Below are 25,399 nucleotides of genomic sequence, written 5' to 3'. Positions count from 1 at the left end.
TGTGGCCTCGGTCATATGGATGAACGTCGTCCTACTTGAGGCCAGAATTTCCGCTGGACCATCAGGGTGACCGTGCCCGAGATGACCATCCCCAGGATGTTGATGCCGAGCTGGGAGACGGCCGCCGCGACCTCCCCCCAGTCGGACACCGCCATCGCGACGGCCACGTAGCCGGCCGCGGGCACTGTGGTGACCGAGATGAAGACGCCGACCAGCGCCGACGACTTGCCCGCCGTGACCGACAGCACCCCGGCCGCGCCCGCCAGCAGCGCCACGATGAACGACCAGCGGTCCGGCTTGACGATGAACTGCACCTCCTCGTTGCCGGTGAGGTTGCCGATGTCGATCCAGCCGAGCCAGTAGGAGACGAGCGCGCACGCGTACGTGATGGCGATCGCGGCCGTGAACCCGACGGCCAGCGTGCGCAGCGCGCTGACGATCAGGTGCCCCCTGCGTTGCAGCAGGCCGAAGCAGATGGCCGCGACCGCGCCGAACTCGGGGCCGAGCACCATCGCGCCGACGATCAAAATGGGGGAGTTCTGCAGGATGCCGATGCCCGCGATCTGGGTGGCGATGGCCAGGAAGGCCAGGTACGCCCAGGTGACGCGGGAGTCGGCGTCCACCTTGTGCTCGAGTTCCTCCCAGATCACGGCGTCGTCGGGGTCTCCCGGCGCCTGCTCGACGGCCAGGTCGGCCGCCCGGGACAGGGAGAGGTCGATCTGCTCGGCGGCGATCGAGCCTTCGTCCTCCAGCCAGGCGAGCTTGGACAGCACCTCGTTGGCCGACTCCCTGGCCGAGTCGCAGAAGATCACGTCGCCTCGCGGCTCGCGGGCCACGCCGGGCAGCACCACGAGGTTGGTGACGCCCGGGCAGGTCTCCAGCACCTCCACCGCCTCTTGCGTGCGGTCGGAGGGGACGATCAGTCGCAGATGCAGCACCAGGACATTGTCGTCGAACGAACCTTGACGTTGTGTTGATAGCGGTACGCGAGGCTCCCTCACATGATCTGGTACTGGTGCCACGACCACGGTGAGGAGTGCTGGTTCGCCGGCCTCGACGACCAGGAGTGCGCGGGCAGGTTCGCGCGCTACCTGTTCGAGGAGGTGTTCAGGTCTGGCGGAGCCGAACCCGCCGTACGGAGTGGTCGACGCCCTTCTTGAGCACGAGGTCGGCGCGGCCCCTGGTGGGGGCGATGTTCTCGATGAGGTTGCGCTCGTTGATGTCGCGCCAGACGTTGCGCGCGAACTCCGTGGCCTCGTCGTAGGACAGCTCCGCGATGTGCCGGAAGTACGACTTGGGGTCCTCGAAGGCGGTGCGGCGGAGCTTGTGGAAACGTTCGACGTACCAGGCGCGGATGTCCTCGACCTTGGCGTCCACGTAGATGGAGAAGTCGAAGTAGTCGTTGACGGCGAGGGAGGTGGGCGGGGCCGGTTGCAGGACGTTGAGGCCCTCGATGATGAGGATGTCGGGGTTCTTCACGGTCTGGGCGGCGCCGGGGACGATGTCGTACTCGAGGTGGCTGTAGATGGGCGCCTTGACCTCGGCCGCGCCCGCCTTCACCTCCGCCACGAACCTGACCAGCGCCCGGCGGTCGTAGCTCTCGGGGAAGCCCTTGCGATGCATGATCTTCTTGGCCTCCAGCACCGCGTTGGGGTAGAGGAAGCTGTCGGTGGTGATCAGCTCCACGTGCGGGTGCTCGGGCCAGCGGGCCAGGAGGGTGTGCAGCAGCCGCGCCGTGGTCGACTTGCCGACCGCGACGCTGCCCGCGATGCCCAGGATGTACGGCACGCGCCGATCGGATTTGCCGAGGAACGCGCTCAGCACGCTGCTGCGCTGCTTGGACCCGGTGAAGTGCAGGTTGAGCAGCCGGGTCAGGGGGAGGTAGATGTCGGTGACCTCGGTGAGGTCGATCGGGTCATCGACGCCGCGTAGCTCTTCCAGCTCGTCTGCGGTGAGAGTCAAGGGCGTGTTCTTGCGGAGCTCGCTCCACTGCTCCCTGCTCAGTTCCACGTAGCCGTTATTCACCTTGGCAGCGTAGCGATGCGTCACAAACCGGGACCCGGGCGGGGCCGTCCCCCAGGGATCCACAGCCTGTGGATAAAGACGTGGGATTACCGAGAGCCAGTTCGGGGAAAGAAGATGGGTCTTGGTGAATCGGGCGTGCAAGGGCTGACCGGCGGCTACTGTCCCGACGGGAGGTATTCCGTGGACCGTCGTCGCTTCATCTCCAACGTCGCCGCCGCCGGGATCGCCGGGCCCTTCGCGGGGGTCGCGTGCGCCGGGGCGAAGGGCGGGGCCGACCCCGTGCGCGGGTACGGCGCGCTGCGCCCCGTGCGCGATCTTCGTGATGGGAAGGTGCGCCTGCACCTGCCCGACGGGTTCCGGTACCGCTCGTTCAGCGTGGCGGGCGAGAAGTACAGCGACGGCTCCGTCGTGCCGGGCAAGCACGACGGCATGGCCGCCTTCTCCGGGCCGGGGGGCAGCGCCGTCCTCATCCGCAACCATGAGGTCGGCGGGCCCGTGGGCGCGTTCGGCGACAGGGACAAGGCCTACGACCCGATGGCCGGCGGCGGCACCTCGACGATCCAGGTCACCCGCCACGGCGAGGTGATCAAGAGCGCGCCGTCGCTGAACGGCACCATGATGAACTGCTCCGGCGGCCCCATGGCCTGGCGGGCCTGGGTGAGCTGCGAGGAGACGGTCAACGGCCCCGACGTGGGCGACGACGGCTCCGGCGACGACAACTCCAAGCTCACCCGCAAGCACGGCTACCTGTTCGAGGTGCCGGTCGCCCGCGCCGCCACGGCCACGCCGATCCGCGCCGCCGGGCGCTTCCCGCACGAGTCGGCCGCCTTCGACCCCTCCTCCGGCGCCCTCTACCTCACCGAGGACAACTTCTCCCACCCCTCGGGCTTCTACCGCTACCTGCCGCCCAAACACCCCATCCTGGCCGGGCGGCTGCTCGACGGCGGCAGGCTGCAGATGCTCGCCGTCAGCGGCGCCGAGCGCGCCGACCTGTCGAAGGGGCAGGAACCCGGCACCGCGTACGGGACCACCTGGGTGGACATCGACGACCCCGACCCCGACTTCAAGGGCAGGCCCGCCTACGACGAGGCGGTCCAGGCCGTGGGCAGGCAGGGCAGGAGGAAGGGGGCGGCGATCTTCGCCCGGCTGGAGGGCGCGGTGCACCACCACGGCACCGTGTACTTCGTCTCCACCCAGGGCGGGGCCACCGCGCCGGGCGAGCGGGCGCCCGACGGGTTCGGCGACGGGCGGGGGCAGGTGTGGGCGTACGAGACGTGGAGCGGGCGGCTCAAGCTCGTCTACGAGTCGCCGCGCTCGTCCGTGCTGGACCTGCCCGACAACGTGACCGTCAGCAGGCGCGGCACGCTCGTGCTGTGCGAGGACGGCGAGCAGGACAACTGGCTGCGCGGGCTGACCAGGAGCGGCCAGATCTTCGACTTCTGCCGGCTGCAGCCGATCGAGGGCGACGACGGGGCGGAGTTCGCCGGCTCCACGTTCGGCCCTGGCGGCCACACGCTCTACGTCAACCTCCAGGCCAAGCAGGGCATGTCCATCGCGATCTGGGGGCCGTGGGAACGCGGGCCCTTCTAATAGCCTGGGACGATGATCCTGGGTATCGGCGTGGACATCGTGGACATCGCCCGCTTCGAGGCCGCGCTGGAGCGCACGCCGCCGCTCAGGGAGCGGCTGTTCACCGAGATCGAGCGGCCGCTCCCCGTGCAGTCGCTGGCCGCCAGGTTCGCCGCCAAGGAGGCCGTGGCCAAGGCGCTCGGCGCGCCCAAGGGCCTGGGGCACCTGGAGGCCGAGGTGCGCTGCGACGAGCTCGGCAAGCCCGAGCTGCGGATCTCGGGCAAGGTGGCCGAGGTCGCGTACGGGCTCGGGGTCAAGCGCTGGCACATCTCACTCAGCCACGACGCGGGCGTCGCCGTGGCCTATGTGATCGCGGAGGGATAGCTTCGGATCATGCGCACCGCCTACACCGCCGACCAGATCCGGGCCGCCGAGCAGGCGCTCATGGCCCGGCTGCCCGAGGGCACGCTGATGCAGCGCGCCGCCGCCGGCCTCGCCGCCGTCTGCGCCGACCTGCTGGGACGGGTCTACGGCAGCCGCGTCGTCCTGCTCGTCGGCAGCGGCGACAACGGCGGTGACGCCCTGTACGCGGGCGAGCGGCTGGCCAGGCGCGGAGCCAGGGTGGAGGCCGTGCTCGCCGGGTCCAGGACGCACGAGGCGGGGCTGCGCGCGCTGCTCGACGCGGGCGGGCGGGTCGCCGAGGCGACGGCGATCGGGCAGGCCGACCTGATCATGGACGGGCTCGTGGGCATCGGGGCGTCGGGGGCGCTCAGGGAGCCGTACGCGCGGCTCGCGGCGGAGGCGAACGCCGCCGGGGCCGCGGTCGTGGCCGTGGACCTGCCCAGCGGCGTGGACGCGAGCAGCGGGCGGGTGGCGGGCGCCGCCGTCCGGGCCAGGGTGACCGTGACCATGGGGGCGTACAAGACGGGCCTGCTGGTCGATCCGGGCGCGGCGTTCGCCGGTGACGTCGAGCTGATCGACATCGGGCTGGGGGAGCACCTGCCCGACCCCGACGCCACCGCGCTCACCGGCCGCGACGTGGCCGGGCTGATCCCGCGACCCGGCGACGAGTCGGACAAGTACCGCAGGGGAGTGCTGGGCGTCGCGGCGGGCAGCGACCTGTTCACCGGCGCGGCCGTGCTGGCCGTGGGCGGCGCGCTGCGGGGCGGCTCCGGCATGGTCAGGTACGCGGGCCGCGAGGCGCCGGTCGCCCAGGTGCGCTCGCACTGGCCGGAGGCCGTGGTCACGCTCCTCGACGCGCCCTCGATCGAGCACGTCGGCCGGGTGCAGGCGTGGGTGCTCGGCCCTGGGCTGGGCACCGACACCTGGGCGCACGAGCTGGCCGTCAAGGTGCTGGCCAGCGACGTGCCCGTGCTGGTGGACGCCGACGGGCTGACGCTGGTGGCCAGGGACAAGGCGCTGCTGCGGCGTACCGCGCCCGTCCTGATCACGCCGCACGCGGGCGAGCTGTCCAGGCTGATCGGCGCCGACCGGGCCGGCATCGAGGCGGCCAGGCTGGAGCACGCCAGGCGGGCGGCGGCGGAGCTGGGCGTGACCGTGCTGCTCAAGGGCTCCACCACGGTGGTGGCCGAGGAGGGCCGCCCGGCCAGGGTGAACGTGTCCGGCACGCCGTGGCTGTCCACCGGCGGCACGGGCGACGTGTTGTCGGGGCTGGCGGGCGCGCTGCTGGCACAGGGGCTGAGCTGCTACGACGCGGCCTCGTGCGGCGCCTACCTGCACGGGGTGGCCGGGCGGCTGGCCGCCGACGGGGCCCCGCTGACCGCCGCCGACGTGGCCACGGCGATCCCGGGAGCCATCCGTGCCGTGACCAGCCCTGGCTCCTGACGCGTCCCGGATGGAAACTGGACTCGCCCACGATCCGGAGCTGCCACACTAGAAGGATGTACTCCCCAGTGGCCACGCCCGCGGAGGCTCGGGTCGATCTGGCCGCCATCAGGCACAACGTCGCCCTGCTCAAGGAGCGTGCGGGCGGCGCGGAGATCATGGGCGCGGTCAAGGCCGACGCCTACGGGCACGGGCTGGTGCCCGTCTCCGAGGCGGTGCTGGAGGGCGGGGCGAGCCGGCTCGGCACGGCGTTCGTCAGGGAGGCGCTGGAGCTGCGCGCGGCCGGCGTCACCGCGCCGATCCTGTCGTGGCTGATCACCCCGCAGGAGCCGCTCGACGAGGCGCTGACCGCCGGCATCGAGCTGTCGGCCGCCGACGCGCGGCTGCTCGACGAGATCGCCGCCGCCGCCAGGCGCGTCGGCCGCACCGCGAAGCTGCACCTGGAGGCCGACACCGGGATGAGCAGGGGCGGCGCGCCGCTCGCGGCCTGGCCGGGCCTGCTCGACAGGGCGCTGCGGCTGCGCGCCGAGGGCGTCATCGAGATCGTCGGCCTCTGGTCGCACTTCGCCTGCGCCGACATCCCCGGCCATCCGTCGATCGAGCGGCAGATCGAGGCGTACGAGACGGCGCTGAAGCTGGCCGACCAGGCCGGCGCGGCCGACTCCGGCGTGATCAGGCATCTGTCCAACTCGGCCGCCGCCATGACGCTGCCGGGCGCGCGCTTCGACCTGGTCAGGCCCGGCATCGCGATGTACGGCCTGAGCCCCATCCCCGAGCTGGGCGACTTCGGCCTCAGGCAGGCCATGACGCTGACGGCCAGGGTCGGTCTGGTCAAGCGCGTCACCGAGGGCTCTGGCGTCTCCTACGGGCACCTTTACATCACGGGGCACGAGACCACGCTTGGACTGGTTCCTCTCGGGTACGCGGACGGAATCCTCCGGCACGCGACGGGGCGGGCCGAGGTTCTGGCGGGAGGCCGGCGCAGGCTGATCGCCGGACGGGTGTGCATGGACCAGTTCATGATCGACATGGGCGACGACCCGCTGTCGGCAGGCGAGGAGGTCGTGCTGTTCGGGCCGGGCGACGGGGGCGAGCCGACCGCTCAGGAATGGGCGGATACCCTCGGCACGATCACGCATGAGATCGTGACCAGGATCGGCTCCCGCGTGCCGCGCGTACACGTAAACGTGTCGAAGGGCACTTCGCGGCGGGCATGAGCGGAGAAGGATCGGGGACATGACGACGACGACAACACGGCGCAGGGTAGGGATCGCCGGCGCGCTCGTCGGTGCGGCTTCCGCCGGTGTCGCGGCGGCGGCACTGGCCAAGCGTTACGCGGTCGGCCGCATCCGGCTGCGCCCCGACACCGAGGCGAGCGAGCCGTTCGGCGAGCTGCGGGGCAGGGAGCGCACGCTCGTCACCTCCGACGGCTACGCGCTGCACGTCGAGATCGACGGCCCCGAGGACGCGCCGCTGACCGTCGTCTTCTGCCACGGCTACTGCCTCAACCTGGAGTCCTGGCACTACCAGCGCAAGGACCTGCGGGAGAACTACCGGATCGTGCTGTGGGACCAGCGCTCCCACGGCCGCTCCCAGCGCGCCGAGGCCGACGACTGCACGATCGACCGGCTCGGCGACGACCTGGCCGAGGTGATCGAGGAGTTCGTGCCCGGCCCGTGCGCGCTGGTCGGCCACTCGATGGGCGGCATGACGATCATGGCGCTGGCCGACCGCCACCCCGAGCTGTTCGGCGACAAGATCCGTGCGGCGGCGCTCATCGCCACCTCGGCGGGCAAGCTGGCCGAGCTGACGCTGGGCCTGCCCGCGATGCTGTCCAAGGTCGTGCACAAGATGGCGCCGGGCACGGTGTCGATGCTCGGCAAGCGCGGCACGTGGGTCGACCGCACCCGCCACGCGGGCAGCGACATCGCCTTCCTGATCACCCGCCTGTTCGGCTTCGGCGACTCGAAGAACGTCAGCCCGACCCTGGTCGACTTCGCCGAGTCGATGATCAGGGCGACCCCGACCGAGGTGGTCGCCAACTTCTACCCGGCGCTGATGAACCACGACAAGCTCTCCGCCCTGCACGTGCTCGACCCGGTGCCCACCGCGATCCTCGTCGGCGACCGCGACTGGCTGACGCCGCCCGACCACAGCAAGGCGATCGCGGGCGCGCTGCCGAAGGCGCAGCTCACCGAGGTGCCCGAGACCTCGCACCTGATCCAGATGGAGCGCCCGGGCATCGTCAACGACGCGCTGCGCGACCTGTTGAAGAGAGTGGAGATCTAGTGCGGCTCGCGACCCCCGACGACATGCGGGCCTACGGCGCTCGCCTGGCAGCCCACCTGCGCCCCGGCGACCTGCTGGTGCTGTCGGGCCCGCTCGGCGCCGGCAAGACCACGCTCGTCCAGGGCATCGCCGAGGGGCTCAAGGTGCGCGGCCCGATCACCTCGCCCACGTTCGTGATCGCCCGGGTGCACCCGTCGCTGCGCCAGGGGCCGCCGCTGGTGCACGTGGACGCGTACCGGCTCGGCGGCGACCTCGAAGTGGACGACCTCGACCTCGACGCGTCGCTGGAGGAGTCGGTCACCGTCGTCGAATGGGGCGAGGGGCTGGTCGAAGGGCTCGCCGACGACCGGCTGGAGATCCACATCGACCGCGAGGCCGGAGACGAGGCCAGGGTCGTGACGCTGCGAGGTGTGGGCTCCAGGTGGGCCGACACGCCGTCTGATCCGCTACAAGACTGAAACCCCCGTCAAAGGCCGGTAAAGCTGGCACCCTTGACGTACCAGGCCAACGCGATAAAACATGATCGTTGGTGAGGGATTGCCCAGATTTTCTGGGTATCAGGAGGGGCGACATCCACAGAATTGGTGGATGCTGGGTTGCAAGACGGCGGAGTGGGGTGCGGCCGGTGCTCAGGGTCAGGCGTGTCGCGTACGCGGGAGCCATCGTCATGGTCGGTCTGACCGGCTGCTCGGCCTCGGCCGAGACCCCACCCACAACACCAACCCCAACACTCTCCGGTACGAACTCCCCCACGACCACCGTCACCACGACGACGACCGCCAGCCCGCAGCCCACCACGACCACGACGAGACGGACCATCTCGGTCCAGCTCAACCCCGACCGCGTCACCGCCGGTGAGACCTCCAGGGTCTGGATCCTGGCCAACTGCCCCGTGCCGACCGGCGGCCCCGCCCACACCGGCACCGCCACCTCCAGGGCGTTCATCAACGGCGTCACGCTCAACCCGGTGCCCGCCGCCTCGCTCACCCCGTCCCCGACCGCCACCACCGGCTCCCCGTGGGTGCGCGGCGAGGCGCAGGTCTCGGGAACGATCCGGCGCGGCAGCTACCGCGTGGACGTCAAGTGCGACGGCACCAACGACATGGGCAGGGCCACCCTGCGCGTGGTCGCGGCCCCGACCGAGGAGCCCACCAGCACCACCACCGTGCCCACCAGCGCGCCCAGGGCGGGCGGCGGCGGCACGTACGCGCAGGACGCCTCCGAGGAGTCGTCGATCCCGTTCGGCCCCGCCGGCGTGCTGATCGCGCTGGCCCTGGCCGGAGGCGTCGGCCTCGCGGTCAAGCGGCGCAACCGGGCATAGCGACGTGGCACGTCCAGGACGGGTGGTGCTCGCCGGCGCCATCACCGGTCTGGTGCTGGTCGCCTTCGGCAGAGGCATGCAGACCGGCACCACCACGACGCCCGCCGCCGCCGGCGTCGTGCCCGAGAGCATCGACATCCCCTCGATCGACGTCGAGGCCCAGCTCATGAAGCTCGACCTGCAGAAGAACGGCGAGGTCGAGCTGCCGCCGTACGAGAAGCCGAAGATGGCCGGCTGGTACACCGGCAGCGCGGTGCCCGGCGAGAAGGGCGCCTCGGTGATCATCGGCCACGTCGACACCAAGACCGCGCCCGCCGTGTTCTACAAGCTCAGGCAGTTACGCAAGGGCGAGACCGTCAAGGTGGAGCGCAGCGACGGCAAGGTCGTGGAGTTCAAGGTCGACTCGATCGAGCAGGTCCACAAGGACAGCTTCCCCGCGCAGCGCGTCTACGTGGAGGACGGGCTCAAGCTGGTGACGTGCGGCGGCAAGTTCGACTACGCCAAGGGCGAGTACCTCGACAACGTCATCGTGTACGCGTCCCAGGTGTGACGGCCGGAGCCTGCGCGAAGCGGCCAGGTGAGACCCGCGCGGCGGGTAGGCTAAACAGTCGTGCTGGTCCTGGCCTTTGATACCGCGACGCCCGCCGTCACCGCCGCGCTCCACGACGGGGAGCGCGTGCTCGCCGAGTCGACCACGATCGACGCCCGGCGTCACGGCGAGCTGCTCGTGCCCACCATCGAGGTCGTGCTGCGCGAGGCGGGCACGACGCTGCGCGCCGTGACGGCCATCGTGGCCGGCAGCGGCCCGGGCCCCTACACGGGGTTGCGCGTCGGGCTGATGACCGCGCAGGGCCTGGCCACCACGCTGGGCGTGCCCGCGTACGGCATCTGCACGCTCGACGCCGTCGCCTACGGCAGCAAGCTGTCCGAGCCCTTCGTCGCGGCCACCGACGCGCGCCGCAAGGAGGTCTTCTGGGCCCGCTACGCCGACCACCGCACCCGCGACGAGGGCCCCTTCGTGGACCGGCCCGCCGACGTGCCCGTGGCCGGGCTGCCGGTCGTCGGCGCGGGCGCGCGGCTCTACCCCGACCTGCTCGGCGACGGCGGCGACGTGCCGCCCTACCCGTACGCGGGCGCCCTGGCCGCCCTGGCGGCCGAACGGCTCGCCGAGGGGGTCACGCTCGGCCCGCCACGCCCCATCTACCTGCGCAGACCCGACGCGGTGGTGCCGGGCGCGCCCAAGCGGGTGACGGCGTGAAGCTGCGCCCGATGACCGAGGCCGACCTGCCCGCGGTCATGGCGATCGAACGGGCCACGTTCCCGCTCGACGCGTGGAGCGAGGGCATGATGCGCGGCGAATTGGCCGAGATGCCCCGCACCCGCCACTACGTGGTGGTCCTGGTCGACGACGAGATCGTCGCCTACGCGGGCCTGGCAGCCGCCGGCGACCAGGCCGACGTGCAGACCATCGCGGTGCTCGACAAGCACCAGGGCACCGGGCTCGGCGGCGCGATGCTGACCGAGTTGCTGGCCGAGGCGGCCCGCAGAGGAGCGCGGGAGATCTTCCTGGAGGTGCGCGCCGACAACCCGCGCGCGCAGGGGGTCTACCGGCACTACGGGTTCGAGGAGATCGGCACCCGCCGCCGCTACTACGACGACGGCACCGACGCGATCATGATGAGAAGGAAGCTTGGTGACTGACGCACCCCTGGTCCTCGGCATCGAGACGTCCTGCGACGAGACCGGCATCGGCATCGTCAGGGGTCACACGCTGCTGGCCAACACGATCGCCTCCAGCATGGACGAGCACGCCAGGTACGGCGGCGTGGTGCCCGAGGTCGCCTCGCGCGCCCACCTGGAGGCCATGACGCCGACCGTGGAGGCCGCGCTGGCCCAGGCGGGGCTGAGGTTCTCCGACATCGACGCCATCGCCGTCACCGCCGGCCCGGGGCTGGCGGGCGCGCTGCTGGTGGGGGTGGCGGCGGCCAAGTCGTACGCGCTCGGCCTCGGCGTGCCCCTCTACGGCGTCAACCACCTGGCCGCCCACGTCGCCGTTGACCAGCTCGAACACGGGCCGCTGCCCAAGCCGTGCATCGCCATGCTGGTCTCGGGCGGCCACTCCTCGCTGCTGCTCGTGCCCGACGTGGCCGGCGACGTCATCTCGCTCGGCTCCACGGTGGACGACGCGGCGGGCGAGGCGTTCGACAAGGTCGCGCGCGTGCTGGGCCTGCCGTTCCCCGGCGGCCCGCACATCGACAGGGCCGCCCGCGAGGGATCGGGATCGGCGATCGCGTTCCCGCGCGGCAAGCTTGACGACGGCACGCTCGACTTCTCCTTCTCCGGGCTCAAGACGGCCGTCGCGCGCTGGGTCGAGGCGCGCGAGGCGGCGGGCGAGTCCGTCCACGTGCCCGACGTGGCCGCCTCCTTCCAGGAGGCCGTGGTGGACGTGCTGACCCGCAAGGCGCTGCAGGCCTGCCGCAAGTACGACGTGCACGACCTGCTGATCGGCGGCGGGGTGGCGGCCAACTCGCGGCTGCGGGCGCTGGCCCAGGAGCGCTGCGACGCGGCCGGGGTGCGGCTGCGGGTGCCGAGGCCGGGCCTGTGCACCGACAACGGGGCCATGGTGGCCGCGCTCGGCTCCGATCTGGTGGCCGCCGGGGTGACGCCCTCGACGCTGGAGATCCCCGCCGACTCGTCGCTGCCCATCACGACCGTGCACGTGTGAGGGCGCGGGGCCGCCGGCCCCGCGCAGTCCTCAGTCCTTCGACCTGGTGGGGCGCAGGAGGGCCTCGGCCAGCGCCAGCATGGTCTCCTCCAGCGCGTCGAGCCGCTTGGTCAGGTCGGCGGCGGCCGGCCGCACGACGCCCGACACCGCGTCGGCCATCTCGTCGCTGTCGGGGCGGGCCTTGACCAGCTCGGTGAGCGCGTCGGTGGCGGCGGTCAGCCGGTCGGCCTGCTCGCCCACGTGCGACTGGAGCAGCTCGCCCACCCGCTCGGGGATGGCCAGGTCGGCGGGCAGGCGGCTCACGGACGCGGTGACGGCCTCGATGCGCTCGTCGACCGACTCCAGGTGCTCGCCCGCCTGCTCGGCGCGGGCGGTCAGCCCGTTGAGGTGGGTGTCGAGGCCGTGGAAGCGGTTGTCGAGGCCGCCGAAGTGGCCGTCGATGGTGTCGAAGCGGGTGCTCATGTGCTCCTCGGCCTCGACCAGCCGCTCGTCGATGGCGTCCATCTGGTTGTCGAGCTTGTTGAAGCGGCCCTCGCTGCGGGTGGCCAGCTCGGCGGCGTGCTGGTCGGTGACGGCCATCCGCTCGTCGAGCGAGGAGAAGCGGGCGTCGATGCGGACGTCGAGGGCGTCGAAGCGGTCGTCGTGGCGGCCGAGGTGGCCGTCGAGGGTGCCCAGCCGCTTGTCGACCGCGCCGAGCTGGCCGTCCATGGAGACGAGCCGCTTGTCGACGCCGCTCATGCGGCCGTCGAGGCCGTCGATCCTGGTGTCGATGTCGGCCAGGCACTCGTCGGCGGACTCCAGCCTGCCGTCGAACCCGGTGAGCCGGGAGTCGAGCGCCGTCAGCTTGCCCTCGGCCCTGTCGAGGCAGGCGTCCACGCCGCTGAGCCGGGCCGTCAGGCGCTGCTCGCTCTCGCCGAGCTGCACGGCCAGGTGCTGGTCGGCCTCGTCGAGCCGGGTGGTCAGACGCTGCTCGACGTCGGCCAGGCGGCCGGTGAGCGTCTCGTCGGCCTCCTTGAGCCGGCTCACCAGGCGCTCGTCGGCCTCCAGAAGGGCCGTGGCGAGCCGCTGGTCGGTCTCGTCGAGCCGGGTGCCGAGGCGCCTGTCGGTGTCGTCCAGGCGGGCGCTCAGCCGCTCGTCGGTCTCGTCGAGGCGGACGGTCAGCCGCTGGCCGGTGTCGTCGAGCCGGGCGGTGAGGCGCTGGTCGGTCTCGTCGAGGCGGGCGGTCGTGCGCTGCTCGGCGGCCTCGACCTTGGCGGTGAGCTGCTCGGCAGTGCCCGCGACGCTCTCCGACAGGTCGCTGACGACGTCCTCGACGCGGTCGGTGCGGGCGGCCAGCTCGGCCATCGACTTGTCGAGCCGCGTGAAGCGGCTGGCGGCGGCCTCCATGCTGGTGTTGAGGCCGGCGAGCTGGGCCGCGAAGCCGGACATGCCCTTGGTGATGCCGTCGGTGGTGTCGAGCACCGACTGCAGGCGCTTGAGCGCCTCATCCACGCTCTCGCCCACCGTGCCCAGGTCGGCCCACAGGCTCGGCAGCTCCGCCACGGGCGTCACCCGGGCGTCCACGTGGCCCACCTTCTCGCCCACGGCGTCGACGTGGTCGCGCACCGCCTCCACGTGCTGCGCCAGGCCCTCCGCCCACATCGGCGGCTTGGCGGACATCTCGTCGAGCCGCCCGCTGACCGTCTCCAGCGTGCCGCTGAGACCGCCCAGCTCGCGCTCGCGCACCTCGCGCAGCAGCCACTCCATGCCTTCGAGCCGCTGGCGGATCTCGTCGAGCACGGCGCCCTGGGTGCGTTGCTCGTAGACATGGTCCTGAGCGGCACGGGCCAGCAGGTCTCGCATCCTCTTGGGGACGGCGTCGTAGCCGTTAGGAAGAAGGGCGGCGTGGTTGGAATGGTCCACCGAAAGCTCCTTCGCTCGCCGACGGTCTGCCGCGCAGCGGTGGGATAGGTCCGGTTTATCGATGAAGGGTGAGAGCGCGGTCAACCGCAATAGGGCGGAGAACTCCTCGCCCGGCCCACCTTAGCCTTTCGATCAAGGTCCGTCAGGGGTGAATTGAAAGATCGCGGTTAACGTACGGATGACCGGGATCGGTGATTCGGGCAGGTGGGGAGGCCTTGCACAGGATTATCGAGGGTTTGTCGGCAATTCTGGTGAGCATGATCACCATGGAATTGTCGCCTTTGAGGCGCAAATCGGTGCGGAGGCGTTCGATGTCCACGGCGGAGCCGCGCTTTTTGATGGTGACATTGCCGATTTGTCGCTCGCGGAGGGTGGCGCGGAGCTTTTTCAGGGAAAAAGGCATGATGTCCTCCACCTCGTACGCGGCCGCCCAGGGAGTGTCCACCAGGGCGTCGGACGTGATGTAGGCGATCATCGGGTCGAGCAGCCTGCCATCCACCAGCTCGGCCACCTCGCCCACGAGGTGCGCGCGGACGGCGGCCCCGTCCGGCTCGTAGACGTAGCGGCCCGGCGCGCCCGCCTCGGCCTGGACGCCGGTCGCCGCCAGCGTGTGGCCGCCGGGCAGCAGCGTCGCCCGCCTGCCGCCGCCGGCCCCGGTCCACAGGGTGGCCTCCTTGACCTCGCCCTTGAACGACACCCACTCGGCCTCCGCGCCCTCGGGGATGAACTCGTACGGGATGCCCGGGGCGACCTTGAGGCAGGCCAGGCGTGCGCGGGCCAGCAGGCCGAGCACCACCGGCCAGGGCGGGGAGTAGGCCATGGGGTCGAACGTCCTGCCCCTGCCCGTCCGCCTGGCGGGGTCGGCGAACAGCACGTCGTGGTCCTCGGGGGTGACGTCCGCCGCGTCCGCCACGCTCACCGTCACCCGGGCGGACAGGCCGAACGCCTCCGCGTTGGCCCTGGCCACGGCCACGGTCAGGGGGTCGGTGTCCACGGCGGTCACGGTGCAGCCGGCGCGGGCCAGGGCGAGCAGGTCGCCGCCTACGCCACAACAGGCATCCACCACCCGGGGCGCTCCTGCGCTGTGCGGGGCGGGCTGGGGCGCGTTCGTGTCGTGCTGGGCGGGCCGGGGTCTGGCTGTGCCGTGCAGGGGTGTGGCTGTGCCGTGCAGGGTGAGCAGGCGATGGGCGCGGTGGGTGGCGACCTCCGCTCTCGTGGACTGCTCCAGGCCGTGCGGCGTGAAGAACATCCGCCCGGCGTCCGCGCCGAACTTGGCCCTGGCCCGCTGCCTGAGCCCCGCCTGGGTGAGGGCGGCGGAGGTGAGCGCCGCGTCGTACGTCCTGCGCAGGGCGGTGGCGGCGGCGACCGGGTCGGCGCCCGCCAGCTCCCCGGCCTCCGCCAGCGCACGCCCGCCGCGCGGGGTCAGCAACTCGGTGAAGGCGTCGAGGTCCACGTCACAAGACGTTAGCGCCACGCCGGGGGCGGGCATGCTCCAGGGCGGCGCGGCGGCGGCGGGGACACCCTCGCACGTGGAAGACTGGGGTGCGGAGGGGCGCCGCGACGGGGTCTGATCGCTCTCAGCAGACACGCTCGTGTTGACTGTCAAGCCCCTCTTGCATATGTTTCCTGTTGGCACTCTCCCCTTGAGAGTGCCAACGTGCGACGAGGCAGGTCTGACACCCGCGACGGCAGGCCCAGCTGGTCGCCTCTTCTAGATCATTCAAATCTGAAGGGGAGGTCCGATCGTGACGACCGCCACCAAGGTTCCCGTTAAGCCGCTCGGCGACCGCATTGTGGTCCAGCCGCTTGAGGCCGAGCAGACCACCGCTTCCGGCCTGGTCATCCCTGACACCGCCAAGGAGAAGCCGCAGGAGGGCAAGGTCCTCGCGGTGGGCCCGGGCAACTGGGATGAGGACGGCGACAAGCGGATTCCGCTCGACGTCTCCGAGGGCGACATCGTCCTCTACAGCAAGTACGGCGGCACCGAGGTCAAGTACGGCGGCGAGGAGTACCTCGTGCTCTCCGCCCGCGACGTTCTCGCGATCATCGAGAAGTAAGCCGGTTGTGTCGAGCCCCGGGCGCTCTTGAGGGCACCCGGGGCTTTCGACGCCAGGAGAGGACTTTCAGCAATGGCGAAGATCCTGGAGTTCGACGAGAACGCCCGCCGCGCTCTCGAGCGTGGCGTGAACGCCCTCGCGGACGCCGTGAAGGTTACCCTCGGCCCGCGTGGCCGCAACGTCGTCATCGACAAGAAGTTCGGTGCTCCGACGATCACGAACGACGGTGTGACCATCGCTCGTGAGATCGAGCTGGAGGAGCGTTACGAGAACCTCGGCGCCCAGCTCGCCAAGGAAGTTGCCACCAAGACCAACGACATCGCGGGTGACGGCACCACCACCGCGACCGTCCTGGCCCAGGCCATGGTCCGCGAGGGCCTGCGCAACGTGGCCGCCGGCGCCTCGCCGCTGTCGCTCAAGCGCGGCATCGACAAGGCCGCCAAGGCCGTCAGCGACAAGCTGCTGGCCAGCGCCCGCGAGGTCGGCGACAAGAAGGAGATCGCCAACGTCGCGACGATCTCCGCGCAGGACGCCCAGATCGGCGGCCTGATCGCCGAGGCGTTCGACAAGGTGGGCAAGGACGGTGTCCTCACCGTCGAAGAGTCCAACGCCATGGGCATGGAGCTCGAGTTCACCGAGGGCATGCAGTTCGACAAGGGTTACCTGTCGGCCTACATGGTGACCGACCCCGAGCGGATGGAGTCCGTCCTCGAGGACGCCTACATCCTGCTCACCCAGGGCAAGATCTCCTCCATCGCGGACTTCCTGCCGCTGCTGGAGAAGATCGCCCAGACGAAGAAGCCGCTCCTCGTGGTCGCCGAGGACGTCGAGGGCGAGGCCCTGGCCGTCCTGGTCACCAACAAGATCCGCGGCACCTTCACCTCCGTGGCCGTCAAGGCCCCGGGCTTCGGCGACCGCCGCAAGGCGATGCTGCAGGACATGGCCATCCTCACCGGCGGCCAGGTCGTCAGCGAGGAGGTCGGCCTCAAGCTGGAGCACGTCGGTCTCGAAGTGCTCGGCTCGGCCCGCCGCGTCGTCGTCACCAAGGACGCCACGACCATCGTCGACGGCGCCGGTGACGCGCAGGCCATCGAGGACCGCGTCAAGGAGATCAAGATTGCCATCGAGCAGTCCGACTCCGACTGGGACCGCGAGAAGCTGCAGGAGCGCCTGGCCAAGCTCGCCGGCGGTGTGTGCGTGCTGCGCGTCGGCGCCGCCACCGAGGTGGAGCTGAAGGAGAAGAAGCACCGCCTCGAGGACGCGATCTCCGCGACGCGCGCCGCCATCGAGGAGGGCATCGTCTCCGGCGGTGGCTCCGCGCTCATCCACATCTCGAAGGAACTCGACGACCTCGACCTCACGGGCGACGAGGCCACCGGCGTCGGCATCGTCCGCCGCGCGCTGGTCGAGCCGGCCCGCTGGATCGCCGAGAACGCCGGCCTCGAGGGCTACGTGGTGACGCACAAGGTGGCCGAGCTGGAGGCCGGTCACGGTCTCAACGCCGCCACCGGCGAGTACGTGAACCTGCTCGACCAGGGCGTCATCGACCCGGTCAAGGTCACGCGCTCGGCCGTGCAGAACGCGGCTTCGATCGCGGGCATGCTGCTCACCACCGAGGCGCTCGTGGTGGACAAGCCCGAGGAGGAGGCCCCGGCCGCCGGCCAGGGTCACGGTCACGGCCACGGCCACTGATCGCGCTGCCTTCCGCTCCGTCTTACGGCCCGCACCCTTCTTGGGGGGTGCGGGCCGTACGGCTTTCCGGGGGTGGGCGCGGGGTTTCCGGCGCGGGCGACCCCGCAAGGGGCACCGGCCCGCGGCGGCGACCCGCGCGGGGTGTGAGCGCGTGCGGTGGTGCGTGCGGCATGCGCGCTCGCAGGGTGCGGGCGCTCCCGCCGCGTGTGCCCGTCCGGAGGCGCGGTGGCGCGTGCTCGCGCGGTGGCGCGGTGGCGCGTGCTCGTGCTGTGGCGCGGTGCGTGCCGTGCCGCTTGCTCGTGCGGTGGCGTGCGGCCGTGTGGTGATGCGGGCGGTTGCGTGTGCGCCGTTGCGGTGATGCGTGCGGTGGGTGCGCTCCTGCAGCGGCGTGCGCCCAAGCGGTGGCGCGTGCGCTCCTGCGGCGTGCTCATGCGGAGGTGCGCGGTGGCGCGTGCTCGTGCGGGGGTGCGTGCCGTGCCGCTTGCTCGTGCGGGCGGGGTCGCGTGGGGGGTCTGGTGGGGGCGGCCTACGCTGGGCTCGGGAGGCGGTGGTGCATGCGGTACGCGCGGGCGGTGGAGCGGCTGAGGATGCTGGCCGAGGGGTGCGAGCAGACCCGGCGGCTGCCGGCCGAGGAGCCGTTCCTGCGCGAGGCGTACGTGTTCGGCGCACTGACCGAGGGGGCCGACCCGATCGGGGAGATCGAGGTGGCGTTCGTGCTGAACCTGCCGCCGCAGGAGGCGGCGTGGGGGACGCATCCGCCCGGCACGGCCTGGCTGGTGGACTTCCTGCGGCTGGACGAGGGCGGCGTCGCCTACTGGTGGCGTTCGTTCAGGGAGCCGGTGGCCAACCACCACATCAGGGAGCCGGTCCGGTTCTGGTCGCTGGACGGGATCGACAAGGGCGTGCTGGAGGCGCTGAGGGAGCGCCGGTTCGGGGCGCTGCGCGACGCTGGGGCTCCTGGAGGGCCGGGGCCGGTGGCGCCGGTGGCGGAGGAGCTGGAGGCGGCCCTGGAGCATCTCAGGGCGGTGCACGGGGCGTACTGGGACCGGCAGTGGCGGCGGGAGCATCGGGGGCTGCGGCGGTATCCGGAGCACCATCTGTGGGAGGCCGTGCGGGGGTATCTGGAGCTGCTCGGCCTGCGGGACGAATGAAGCGTCGGGTGATCTGAGGGCTGCTGACGGCATGTCCGGTGGTGGGCGGGATGGGGGAAGTGGGGGAAAAGGTGGATTATTGGAGTAAACCGAGAGTGTGCGTTAAGCGTCTGCGGTCTGACAAATGTCGTGCATTCCGGCTTATCGTCTGAAACATTATGTCAGTATTAAGGCTTAGTGTGGTCGGTTGATTACTGCTCGTTATCGTCGCTTCAATGTGACCAATCCGTAGCCGTTCGCTATGACGACAGGCCGGATCAGTGCGGGCATCATGCCTATCGTGAGCGAGGGAAGCGTCGCCGACGCCAAAATTGGGGTAAGGCTCGCGTCGAGACTTCCGGCACGGACGGATGACTCCGACCTTAGGGAACTGACGAGCCTCGCCGTGCAGGGAGATCGCAGTGCGATCGAATCCCTGCTCGGTGAGTTGCGTCCGATGGTGGTGCGGTATTGCCGCGCCAGGCTGGGCAGGGTTTCAGGGCAATATCACATTGCCGATGACGTAGCCCAGGAGGTGTGCATCGCGGTGTTGTCCGCGCTGCCGCGGTACCGCGACATGGGGCGGCCTTTCGCGTCCTTCGTGTTCGGGATCGCCTCGCACAAGGTGGCCGACGCGCTGCGGAGCTCGGTGCGCTCCGCCGTGCCGACCCAGGATCTGCCCGACGGGCCCGACGACGGCCCGGGGCCCGAGGAGACGGTGGTCCGCTACATCGAGGTGGAGCACGCCCGCCGGCTGCTGGCCAGGCTGCCCGACAACCAGCGCGAGTTGCTGCTGTTGCGGGTGGTGTCGGGGTTGTCGGCCGAGGAGACCGGTAATGTACTCGGTATGTCACCGGGTGCGGTCCGCGTCGCCCAGCATCGGGCGCTGGCGAGATTGAGGCAGATGGCCGAGCTGGAGTCGGCTTGACGCCTGAGGAGGAGACCGACGCGCTGCTCGACGCGCTCGGTCGTGGAGAGACGCCCGACTCAGGCGATCCGGCGGCGCGCCTGCTCGCCGCGCTGCTCGACGACGTCGATCAGCGACGCCCCTTCGAGCCGATGACGCCATCCGAGGTCGATCAGCGACGCCCCAGCGCGCCCATGACGCCGTCCGAGGTCGATCAGCGACGCCCCAGCGCGCCCATGACGCCGTCCGAGATTGATCAGCGACGTCCCGTCGCGCCGATGACGCCGTCCGAGGTCGATCAGCGGCGCTCCTCCGTGTCGATGACGCCGTCCACGTAGCCGCGGGCGTAGTCCCAGCTCACGTAGTCGGCGGGGTCGGGGTGGAAGGCCGGCTCGTGCACCTGCGGCTGGCCCTTCTCGATCATCTGTTTGAGGTTGCCGCGCAGCAGCTCCCAGTCGAAGAAGTGCTGCTCGCCGCATTCCGGGCAGTCGAGCACGAGGCCCAGCACCCCCTGCGGTTCGAGCAGGGAGCGGAAGACCTCGACGTCGGCGAGGTCGGTGATGGCCTCGTCGCGCTCGGCCGCGGTGAGTGGCTCGGCGTCGTCGAGCGCGCCCATCGCCGAGGACGGGTCGTTCGGGTCGTCCGCGAACGGATCGCGGGGGACGTCTTCCAGCACCTTCCCACCATATGACCGAAGCGGCCCGCGCGGTGGGGTTTACCTCAGCCATCCGCGCCGGGCGGCTTCCACGCCTGCGTGAAAGCGGGATTGAGCGCCCAACTCGGTCATGGCGTCGGCGAATCTCGCCCGGACCGTGCGTACCGAGACGCCGAGCTGGCGGGCGATGGAGTCGTCGCACATGCCCTGCGCGGCCAGCCGCAGCACCTGGACCACGCCGTCGCTCCTGTGCCCCCAGGGCAGGGGCATGGCGCGGGCCCACAGCTCCTGGAAGAGCGAGGTGAGCATGCCCACCACGACGGAGGTGCGGACGAGGTAGAAGTTGTAGGCGTGGTCGGGCAGGTTGCCGCCCCAGTGGGCTGGCAACCCCGCCATGTCGGGGCCGGCGGCCATGAACCAGCTCGGCACGCGGTCGAGCGTGCGCACCTCGCCGCCCGCGTCGAGGAGGCGGGTGAGCTGGTCGCGGACGCCGGGGAGCACGAGGGTGGAAACGGGAATGATCGCCTGAACTGTCAGCAAATTCCGTTTTTGCGCATCAATCCAAGGATCCGCAAATTTCCGGGCAAAATCTGTCATGGTGCGATCGTCGGGAACTGCCGTGAGTAAAGGCATTGGTGACGTTTGACATTGTACGGCGATGCCCACCACGCTCTCGTAGAGGATGTCCGCCCCGCTCGCCATCTCCACCGTGAAAGGCCCGCTGCGATAGTCGCGCCCGGCGTCGTAGTCGCGGATCAGCCCGCGGATCGAGCCGAGTGCCGAGTCGATCCTGCGGCTCTCCTCCGCCAGCCGGTCGAGCCGCTCGGCGATCAGCCGCCCGAGCGCCGCGGCGGGATGTCTGGCCAGGTACTGCCCGGACTGTTCGTCGATCACGCCCAGCTTGACCAGGTCGTCGAGCTGTCTGCTCACCTTCTCGATCGGGTCGTCCATGGCCTGCGCCAGGTCGGAACGTGTCGCTTTGTGCAGGCGTAGCACCGCTGAGTAGAGCGCGGTCTGGGCCGGGTCGAGGCCCAACGTCTGGAGCGGATCGGGCAGGATTCGCGGCTCGTTACGCATTATGGGCGGCTCCGTCGGGGGGACACGGGCGTGCCGCGAGGATAACGCCGTATTCTCTCCGTGTCCGCGCGATTGCCGTGACTGCTTCTCCGGGGCGTGCAACTTCGTGCAATTGCACGTTTTCACATTGCGATGTTCCGTTGAGTAACGCAGGCTTTACCTAGCGTCGGCATCCAGCCAAGGGCGCGGCAGCGCCGGCCATCAGGACGCGGAGGGGGGTTCGGTGGCGTGAGGCGCTGCCGTTGCCCGGATGCCGGTGGCCGGGGGATGGGACGGATCACCGACCGTCCCATCCCCCGGCACTTTTGTTGAGGCCGGGAGTACGACGGACCATGGGCGCGGGCGACCGCGCCCAGGAGGGGTCGCCTGAGGCGACCCTCGTGGGGGTCTTCGTGCTCCCGGCTTCCATGCGTTTTGGACGCAGGGCCTAGACTTGGTGCACATCAAAGCTAGGCAGGAGGGGGCCGCGGCATGTCCAAGTTCACCGAGATGGGTTTGACCTTCGATGACGTGCTGCTGGTGCCGGGGTATTCGGACCTTCAGCCAGGGGAGGCCGACACCCGATCTCGCCTGTCCAAGGGCATCACGCTGTCCATCCCGCTGGTCTCCGCGGCCATGGACACCGTCACCGAGGCCCGCATGGCGGTCGCCATGGCCCGCCAGGGCGGCATCGGCATCCTGCACCGCAATCTGTCGGTCGAGGAGCAGGCCCAGCAGGTCGATCTGGTCAAGCGGTCCGAGGCCGGCATGGTCACCAACCCGGTGACCTGCAGCCCTGACGACACGCTGGCCGACGTCGAGCGGCTGTGCGCCACGTACCGGATCTCCGGGGTGCCCGTGACCGACGTGTCGGGCACGCTGGTCGGCATCGTGACCAACCGTGACATGCGCTTCGAGACCGACCAGACGCGGCCGGTCCGCGAGGTCATGACGAAGATGCCGCTCGTCACCGCGCCGGTGGGGGTCTCGCGCGACGACGCGTTCGCCCTGCTCAGGCAGAACAAGATCGAGAAACTGCCGCTGGTCGACTCCGACGGCAGGCTGCGCGGCCTGATCACGGTCAAGGACTTCACCAAGAGCGAGCAGTACCCGCTGTCCACCAAGGACGCCGGCGGCCGGCTGATCGTCGGGGCGGCCGTGGGCGTCGGCGGCGACGCCGAGGTGCGCGCCAAGGCCCTCATCGAGGCCGGCGTGGACGTCGTGGTGGTGGACGTGGCGCACGGCCACTCCAAGGGGCTGGCCGACATGATCGCCAAGCTCAAGGCCAACAGCAAGGTCGAGGTCATCGGCGGCAACATCGCGACCAGGGCCGGCGCGCAGATGCTGGTCGACGCGGGCGCCGACGCGGTCAAGGTCGGCGTGGGCCCCGGCTCCATCTGCACCACCCGCGTGGTGGCCGGGGTGGGCGCGCCGCAGGTCACGGCCATCCACGAGGCCTCGAAGGCCTGCGCGCCCGCCGGGGTGCCGGTGATCGGCGACGGCGGCCTGCAGTACTCCGGCGACATCGTCAAGGCCATCGCCGCCGGAGCCGACACGGTCATGCTGGGCTCGCTGCTCGCCGGGTGCGAGGAGTCGCCCGGTGAGCTGATCTTCATCAACGGCAAGCAGTTCAAGTCCTACCGGGGCATGGGCTCGCTCGGCGCCGTACGCAACCGCGAGCGCGGCGGCACCTCCTTCAGCAAGGACCGCTACGCCCAGGCCGACGTCGGCGGCGAGGACAAGTACATCCCCGAGGGCATCGAGGGTCAGGTCCCCTACCGCGGCCCGGTCGCGGCCGTCGCCCACCAGCTCGTCGGCGGGCTGCGCCAGGGCATGTGGTACGCGGGCTGCCGCACGATCGAGCAGATGCACACCGACTGCGAGCTGATGCCGATCACGGCGGCGGGCCTCAAGGAGAGCCATCCCCACGACATCCAGATGACCGTGGAAGCTCCGAACTATCACAGAAGGTAAGAGCATGACTCAGCAGGTGGAGATCGGCCGGGGCAAGACCGGGCGGCGGGCGTACTCGCTTGACGAGATCGGCCTGGTGCCCTCGCGGCGCACCCGTGACCCGGAGGAGGTCTCGATCGCCTGGCAGATCGACGCCTACCGGTTCGAGTTGCCCGTGGTCGTGGCTCCCATGGACAGCGTGGTCTCGCCGGCCACCGCCATCGAGATCGGGCGGCTCGGCGGCCTGGCGCCGCTCGACCTCGAAGGGCTGTGGACGCGTTACGAGGACCCGCTGCCGCTGCTGGAGGAGTGCGCCGCCCTCGACCAGGAGGCGGCCACCAGGCGGCTGCAGGAGATCTACGCGGCGCCGATCAAGGAGGAGCTGATCGGCCGCAGGATCGAGGAGATCCGCGCCTCCGGCGTGACCACCGCCGTCCGGCTGTCGCCGCAGCGCACGGTCCAGTACCACAAGACCGTGATCGACGCGGGCGTGGACATCTTCGTCATCCGCGGCACCACGGTCTCGGCCGAGCACGTGTCGGGGCGGGCCGAGCCGCTCAACCTCAAGCAGTTCATCTACGAGCTGGACGTGCCGGTCATCGTGGGCGGCTGCGCCACCTACACCGCCGCGCTGCACCTGATGCGCACCGGCGCGGCCGGCGTGCTGGTCGGCTTCGGCGGCGGCGCCTCGCACACCACCCGCAACGTGCTGGGTGTGGCCGTGCCGATGGCCACCGCCATCTCCGACGTGGCGGCGGCGCGGCGCGACTACCTCGACGAGTCCGGCGGCCGGTACGTGCACGTGATCGCCGACGGCGGCATGGGCACCTCCGGCGACATCGCCAAGGCCATCGCCTGCGGCGCCGACGCCGTCATGGTGGGCTCGCCGCTGGCGCGCGCGGCCGAGGCGCCCGGGCACGGCTTCCACTGGGGCTCCGAGGCGCACCACCCCGACCTGCCGCGCGGGCGGCGGGTCGAGTTCGGCACGGTCGGGACGCTGGAGCAGATCCTGCACGGGCCGTCCAGCGTGGCCGACGGGTCGATGAACCTGATGGGCGCGCTGAAGCGGACGATGGCCTCCACCGGCTACTCCGACATCAAGGAGTTCCAGCGGGTCGAGGTCGTGGTGGCGCCGACCCAGCGCTGAGCCTCCAAACCGCGGCCGCCGTCACCATGGCGGCGGCCGACTAGGGTCTGGACATGGAAGAATCCGTTGAGGACAGGGTCGCCCGGCTGGAGCAGCAGGTGGCGGCCCTGCAGCGCTATCTCGGTGTCGATCTCTCCCGTGGTGGTGAGGAGCGCCGGTTCCCGCCGGAGTTCTACGACGCGCTGAGACGCGGCAAGACCATCAAGGCCATCGCGATCTACCGCAAGGAGACCGGGGCCTCCCTCAGGGACGCCAAGAACGCCGTGGAGAACATGCAGCGCGGGTCCTGAGCGGTGTCCGAGGTCGAGCGGGTCTTCCGTGAGGAGTACGGCAGGGCGGTCGCCGTGCTCGTACGCGTCTTCGGTGACATCGACGTGGCCGAGGAGGCGGTGCAGGAGGCGTTCACCGTGGCGGCGCAGCGCTGGCCGCGGGACGGGACGCCGCCGAGCCCGGCCGGGTGGATCATCACCACCGCGCGCAACCGGGCCGTCGACCGCCTGCGCAGGGAGTCCGCGCGGCGCGACAAGCACGCCCAGGCGGCGCTGCTGCACGCGCCCGCCGAGCACTCCGGCGAGGGGCCCGTGCGTGACGACAGGCTCCGGCTGATCTTCACCTGCTGCCATCCGGCGCTGGCCACGCATGCCCAGGTCGCGCTCACGCTGCGGCTGCTGGGCGGGCTCGGCACGGCCGAGATCGCCCGCGCGTTCCTGGTGCCCGAGCCGACCATGGCCCAGCGGCTGGTGAGGGCCAAGGCCAAGATCAGGGATGCGCGCATCCCGTACCGGATCCCCGAGCCCGCCGAGCTGCCGGGGCGGTCTCTACGACCTGCTGTGGCGGCTCAGCCCGACGCCCGTGGTGGCGCTCAACCGGGCGGTGGCCGTGGCCGAGGTGGAGGGGCCTGAGGCGGCGCTGCGGGTGGTCGAGGGGATCGAGGCCCGGGAGTACCACCTGTTCCACGCCGTGCGGGCCGAGTTGCTGAGGCGGCTGGGGCGTCAGGAGGAGGCCGGGGCGGCGTACGAGGCGGCGATCGCGCGGTCGGGCAACGAGGCGGAGCGGGAGTTCCTGCGGGGGCGGTTGTGATGGGCGGCCGGTCCGCGTGGTCAACCGGGGATCGGGCGGCCGGTGC

27 protein-coding genes are annotated in these 25,399 nt (G+C 71.0%); 21 read left to right on the top strand and 6 right to left on the bottom strand.

Going from position 1 to position 25,399, the window contains the following annotated elements:
- Positions 1 to 11 precede the first annotated feature (11 nt).
- Together ABD331_RS53905 and coaA are read right to left on the bottom strand one after the other, a co-directional pair.
- A complete protein-coding gene (locus ABD331_RS53905; protein ID WP_344494174.1) occupies positions 12 to 938 on the bottom strand; it encodes a DUF389 domain-containing protein in 927 nt (308 codons plus the stop codon).
- A 169-nt stretch (positions 939 to 1,107) separates the two neighbouring features.
- Positions 1,108 to 2,010 (bottom strand): type I pantothenate kinase, encoded by a 903-nt coding sequence (coaA, locus tag ABD331_RS53900; protein ID WP_344494248.1) that lies wholly within the window; start codon positions 2,008 to 2,010, stop codon positions 1,108 to 1,110.
- A 195-nt stretch (positions 2,011 to 2,205) separates the two neighbouring features.
- Between coaA and ABD331_RS53895 the strand changes: the two genes are divergently transcribed.
- From ABD331_RS53895 to tsaD, 11 genes are all read left to right on the top strand, one after another.
- Positions 2,206 to 3,615 carry an alkaline phosphatase PhoX gene (locus ABD331_RS53895; protein WP_344494172.1) on the top strand — a complete coding sequence of 470 codons (1,410 nt, stop codon included), beginning with the start codon at positions 2,206 to 2,208 and terminating at the stop codon, positions 3,613 to 3,615.
- A 12-nt stretch (positions 3,616 to 3,627) separates the two neighbouring features.
- Complete coding sequence (locus tag ABD331_RS53890; protein WP_344494170.1) at positions 3,628 to 3,978, top strand: holo-ACP synthase; 351 nt, start codon at positions 3,628 to 3,630, stop codon at positions 3,976 to 3,978.
- A gap of 9 nt (positions 3,979 to 3,987) precedes the next feature.
- Positions 3,988 to 5,439 (top strand): NAD(P)H-hydrate dehydratase, encoded by a 1,452-nt coding sequence (locus tag ABD331_RS53885; RefSeq protein WP_344494168.1) that lies wholly within the window; start codon positions 3,988 to 3,990, stop codon positions 5,437 to 5,439.
- Positions 5,440 to 5,495: 56 nt separating this feature from the next.
- A complete protein-coding gene (alr, locus tag ABD331_RS53880; RefSeq protein ID WP_425566264.1) occupies positions 5,496 to 6,656 on the top strand; it encodes an alanine racemase in 1,161 nt (386 codons plus the stop codon).
- Positions 6,657 to 6,675: 19 nt separating this feature from the next.
- Positions 6,676 to 7,728: an alpha/beta fold hydrolase gene (locus ABD331_RS53875; protein WP_344494166.1), complete on the top strand. Its 1,053-nt coding sequence runs from the start codon at positions 6,676 to 6,678 to the stop codon at positions 7,726 to 7,728.
- Positions 7,728 to 8,186: a tRNA (adenosine(37)-N6)-threonylcarbamoyltransferase complex ATPase subunit type 1 TsaE gene (tsaE, locus tag ABD331_RS53870; RefSeq protein ID WP_425566263.1), complete on the top strand. Its 459-nt coding sequence runs from the start codon at positions 7,728 to 7,730 to the stop codon at positions 8,184 to 8,186. Before ABD331_RS53875 ends, tsaE begins: the two co-directional genes overlap by 1 nt.
- A gap of 167 nt (positions 8,187 to 8,353) precedes the next feature.
- On the top strand, positions 8,354 to 9,049 hold the full coding sequence (locus ABD331_RS53865; RefSeq protein WP_344494164.1) for a hypothetical protein: 696 nt from the start codon (positions 8,354 to 8,356) through the stop codon (positions 9,047 to 9,049).
- Between the two features lie 4 nt (positions 9,050 to 9,053).
- Positions 9,054 to 9,599 (top strand): class F sortase, encoded by a 546-nt coding sequence (locus tag ABD331_RS53860; protein ID WP_344494162.1) that lies wholly within the window; start codon positions 9,054 to 9,056, stop codon positions 9,597 to 9,599.
- A gap of 60 nt (positions 9,600 to 9,659) precedes the next feature.
- The gene (gene tsaB / locus ABD331_RS53855; RefSeq protein WP_344494160.1) at positions 9,660 to 10,307 is read left to right on the top strand and encodes a tRNA (adenosine(37)-N6)-threonylcarbamoyltransferase complex dimerization subunit type 1 TsaB; all 648 of its coding nucleotides are present in this window, start codon (positions 9,660 to 9,662) and stop codon (positions 10,305 to 10,307) included.
- A gap of 11 nt (positions 10,308 to 10,318) precedes the next feature.
- Complete coding sequence (gene rimI / locus ABD331_RS53850) at positions 10,319 to 10,750, top strand: ribosomal protein S18-alanine N-acetyltransferase (protein ID WP_344494242.1); 432 nt, start codon at positions 10,319 to 10,321, stop codon at positions 10,748 to 10,750.
- Positions 10,743 to 11,774 (top strand): tRNA (adenosine(37)-N6)-threonylcarbamoyltransferase complex transferase subunit TsaD, encoded by a 1,032-nt coding sequence (gene tsaD / locus ABD331_RS53845; protein ID WP_344494158.1) that lies wholly within the window; start codon positions 10,743 to 10,745, stop codon positions 11,772 to 11,774. Before rimI ends, tsaD begins: the two co-directional genes overlap by 8 nt.
- 30 nt (positions 11,775 to 11,804) lie before the next feature.
- Here the strand turns inward: tsaD and ABD331_RS53840 are convergent, their stop codons facing one another.
- The gene (locus tag ABD331_RS53840; protein WP_344494156.1) at positions 11,805 to 13,676 is read right to left on the bottom strand and encodes an apolipoprotein A1/A4/E domain-containing protein; all 1,872 of its coding nucleotides are present in this window, start codon (positions 13,674 to 13,676) and stop codon (positions 11,805 to 11,807) included.
- Positions 13,677 to 13,818: 142 nt separating this feature from the next.
- Positions 13,819 to 15,129: a class I SAM-dependent methyltransferase gene (locus tag ABD331_RS53835; protein WP_344494154.1), complete on the bottom strand. Its 1,311-nt coding sequence runs from the start codon at positions 15,127 to 15,129 to the stop codon at positions 13,819 to 13,821.
- 292 nt (positions 15,130 to 15,421) lie between these two features.
- Here ABD331_RS53835 and groES point away from each other — a divergent pair, with 292 nt between their 5' ends.
- From groES to ABD331_RS53810, 5 genes are all read left to right on the top strand, one after another.
- On the top strand, positions 15,422 to 15,733 hold the full coding sequence (gene groES / locus ABD331_RS53830; RefSeq protein ID WP_043623565.1) for a co-chaperone GroES: 312 nt from the start codon (positions 15,422 to 15,424) through the stop codon (positions 15,731 to 15,733).
- A 72-nt stretch (positions 15,734 to 15,805) separates the two neighbouring features.
- Positions 15,806 to 17,425, top strand: coding sequence for a chaperonin GroEL (groL, locus tag ABD331_RS53825; RefSeq protein WP_344494152.1), 1,620 nt, complete (start codon positions 15,806 to 15,808; stop codon positions 17,423 to 17,425).
- Positions 17,426 to 17,979: 554 nt separating this feature from the next.
- Entirely contained in the window at positions 17,980 to 18,576 is a 597-nt protein-coding gene (locus ABD331_RS53820; RefSeq protein ID WP_344494150.1) for a DUF7711 family protein, read from the top strand.
- 271 nt (positions 18,577 to 18,847) lie between these two features.
- Positions 18,848 to 19,483, top strand: a complete 636-nt coding sequence (locus tag ABD331_RS53815) for a sigma-70 family RNA polymerase sigma factor (protein ID WP_090930520.1) — start codon at positions 18,848 to 18,850, stop codon at positions 19,481 to 19,483.
- Positions 19,480 to 19,800 (top strand): hypothetical protein, encoded by a 321-nt coding sequence (locus ABD331_RS53810; RefSeq protein WP_344494148.1) that lies wholly within the window; start codon positions 19,480 to 19,482, stop codon positions 19,798 to 19,800. Before ABD331_RS53815 ends, ABD331_RS53810 begins: the two co-directional genes overlap by 4 nt.
- On the opposite strand, the gene ABD331_RS53805 is transcribed toward ABD331_RS53810, so the two are convergent.
- Positions 19,761 to 20,138: a DUF5319 domain-containing protein gene (locus ABD331_RS53805; protein WP_080043188.1), complete on the bottom strand. Its 378-nt coding sequence runs from the start codon at positions 20,136 to 20,138 to the stop codon at positions 19,761 to 19,763. The genes ABD331_RS53810 and ABD331_RS53805 overlap by 40 nt on opposite strands.
- 39 nt (positions 20,139 to 20,177) lie before the next feature.
- Positions 20,178 to 21,194 carry a helix-turn-helix transcriptional regulator gene (locus ABD331_RS53800; RefSeq protein ID WP_344494145.1) on the bottom strand — a complete coding sequence of 339 codons (1,017 nt, stop codon included), beginning with the start codon at positions 21,192 to 21,194 and terminating at the stop codon, positions 20,178 to 20,180.
- A gap of 471 nt (positions 21,195 to 21,665) precedes the next feature.
- Between ABD331_RS53800 and guaB the strand changes: the two genes are divergently transcribed.
- Genes guaB through ABD331_RS53775 form a run of 5 tightly spaced genes read left to right on the top strand, consistent with a single transcriptional unit; the run spans position 21,666 to position 25,353 of the window.
- The gene (gene guaB / locus ABD331_RS53795; RefSeq protein WP_344494143.1) at positions 21,666 to 23,147 is read left to right on the top strand and encodes an IMP dehydrogenase; all 1,482 of its coding nucleotides are present in this window, start codon (positions 21,666 to 21,668) and stop codon (positions 23,145 to 23,147) included.
- A 4-nt stretch (positions 23,148 to 23,151) separates the two neighbouring features.
- A complete protein-coding gene (locus ABD331_RS53790; RefSeq protein WP_187414796.1) occupies positions 23,152 to 24,273 on the top strand; it encodes a GuaB3 family IMP dehydrogenase-related protein in 1,122 nt (373 codons plus the stop codon).
- A gap of 53 nt (positions 24,274 to 24,326) precedes the next feature.
- Positions 24,327 to 24,563, top strand: coding sequence for a hypothetical protein (locus ABD331_RS53785; protein WP_344494140.1), 237 nt, complete (start codon positions 24,327 to 24,329; stop codon positions 24,561 to 24,563).
- A gap of 3 nt (positions 24,564 to 24,566) precedes the next feature.
- The gene (locus ABD331_RS53780; protein WP_344494138.1) at positions 24,567 to 25,175 is read left to right on the top strand and encodes a sigma-70 family RNA polymerase sigma factor; all 609 of its coding nucleotides are present in this window, start codon (positions 24,567 to 24,569) and stop codon (positions 25,173 to 25,175) included.
- Positions 25,126 to 25,353: a hypothetical protein gene (locus ABD331_RS53775; protein WP_344494136.1), complete on the top strand. Its 228-nt coding sequence runs from the start codon at positions 25,126 to 25,128 to the stop codon at positions 25,351 to 25,353. Before ABD331_RS53780 ends, ABD331_RS53775 begins: the two co-directional genes overlap by 50 nt.
- The last annotated feature ends 46 nt before the right edge of the window (positions 25,354 to 25,399 follow it).

Origin of the sequence: Nonomuraea monospora, assembly GCF_039531895.1 — a bacterium.
Taxonomy (GTDB): Bacteria; Actinomycetota; Actinomycetes; order Streptosporangiales; family Streptosporangiaceae; genus Nonomuraea; species Nonomuraea monospora.
The sequence above is the reverse complement of the archived record's forward strand: the minus strand, read 5'-3'. Positions and strand labels throughout refer to the sequence as shown.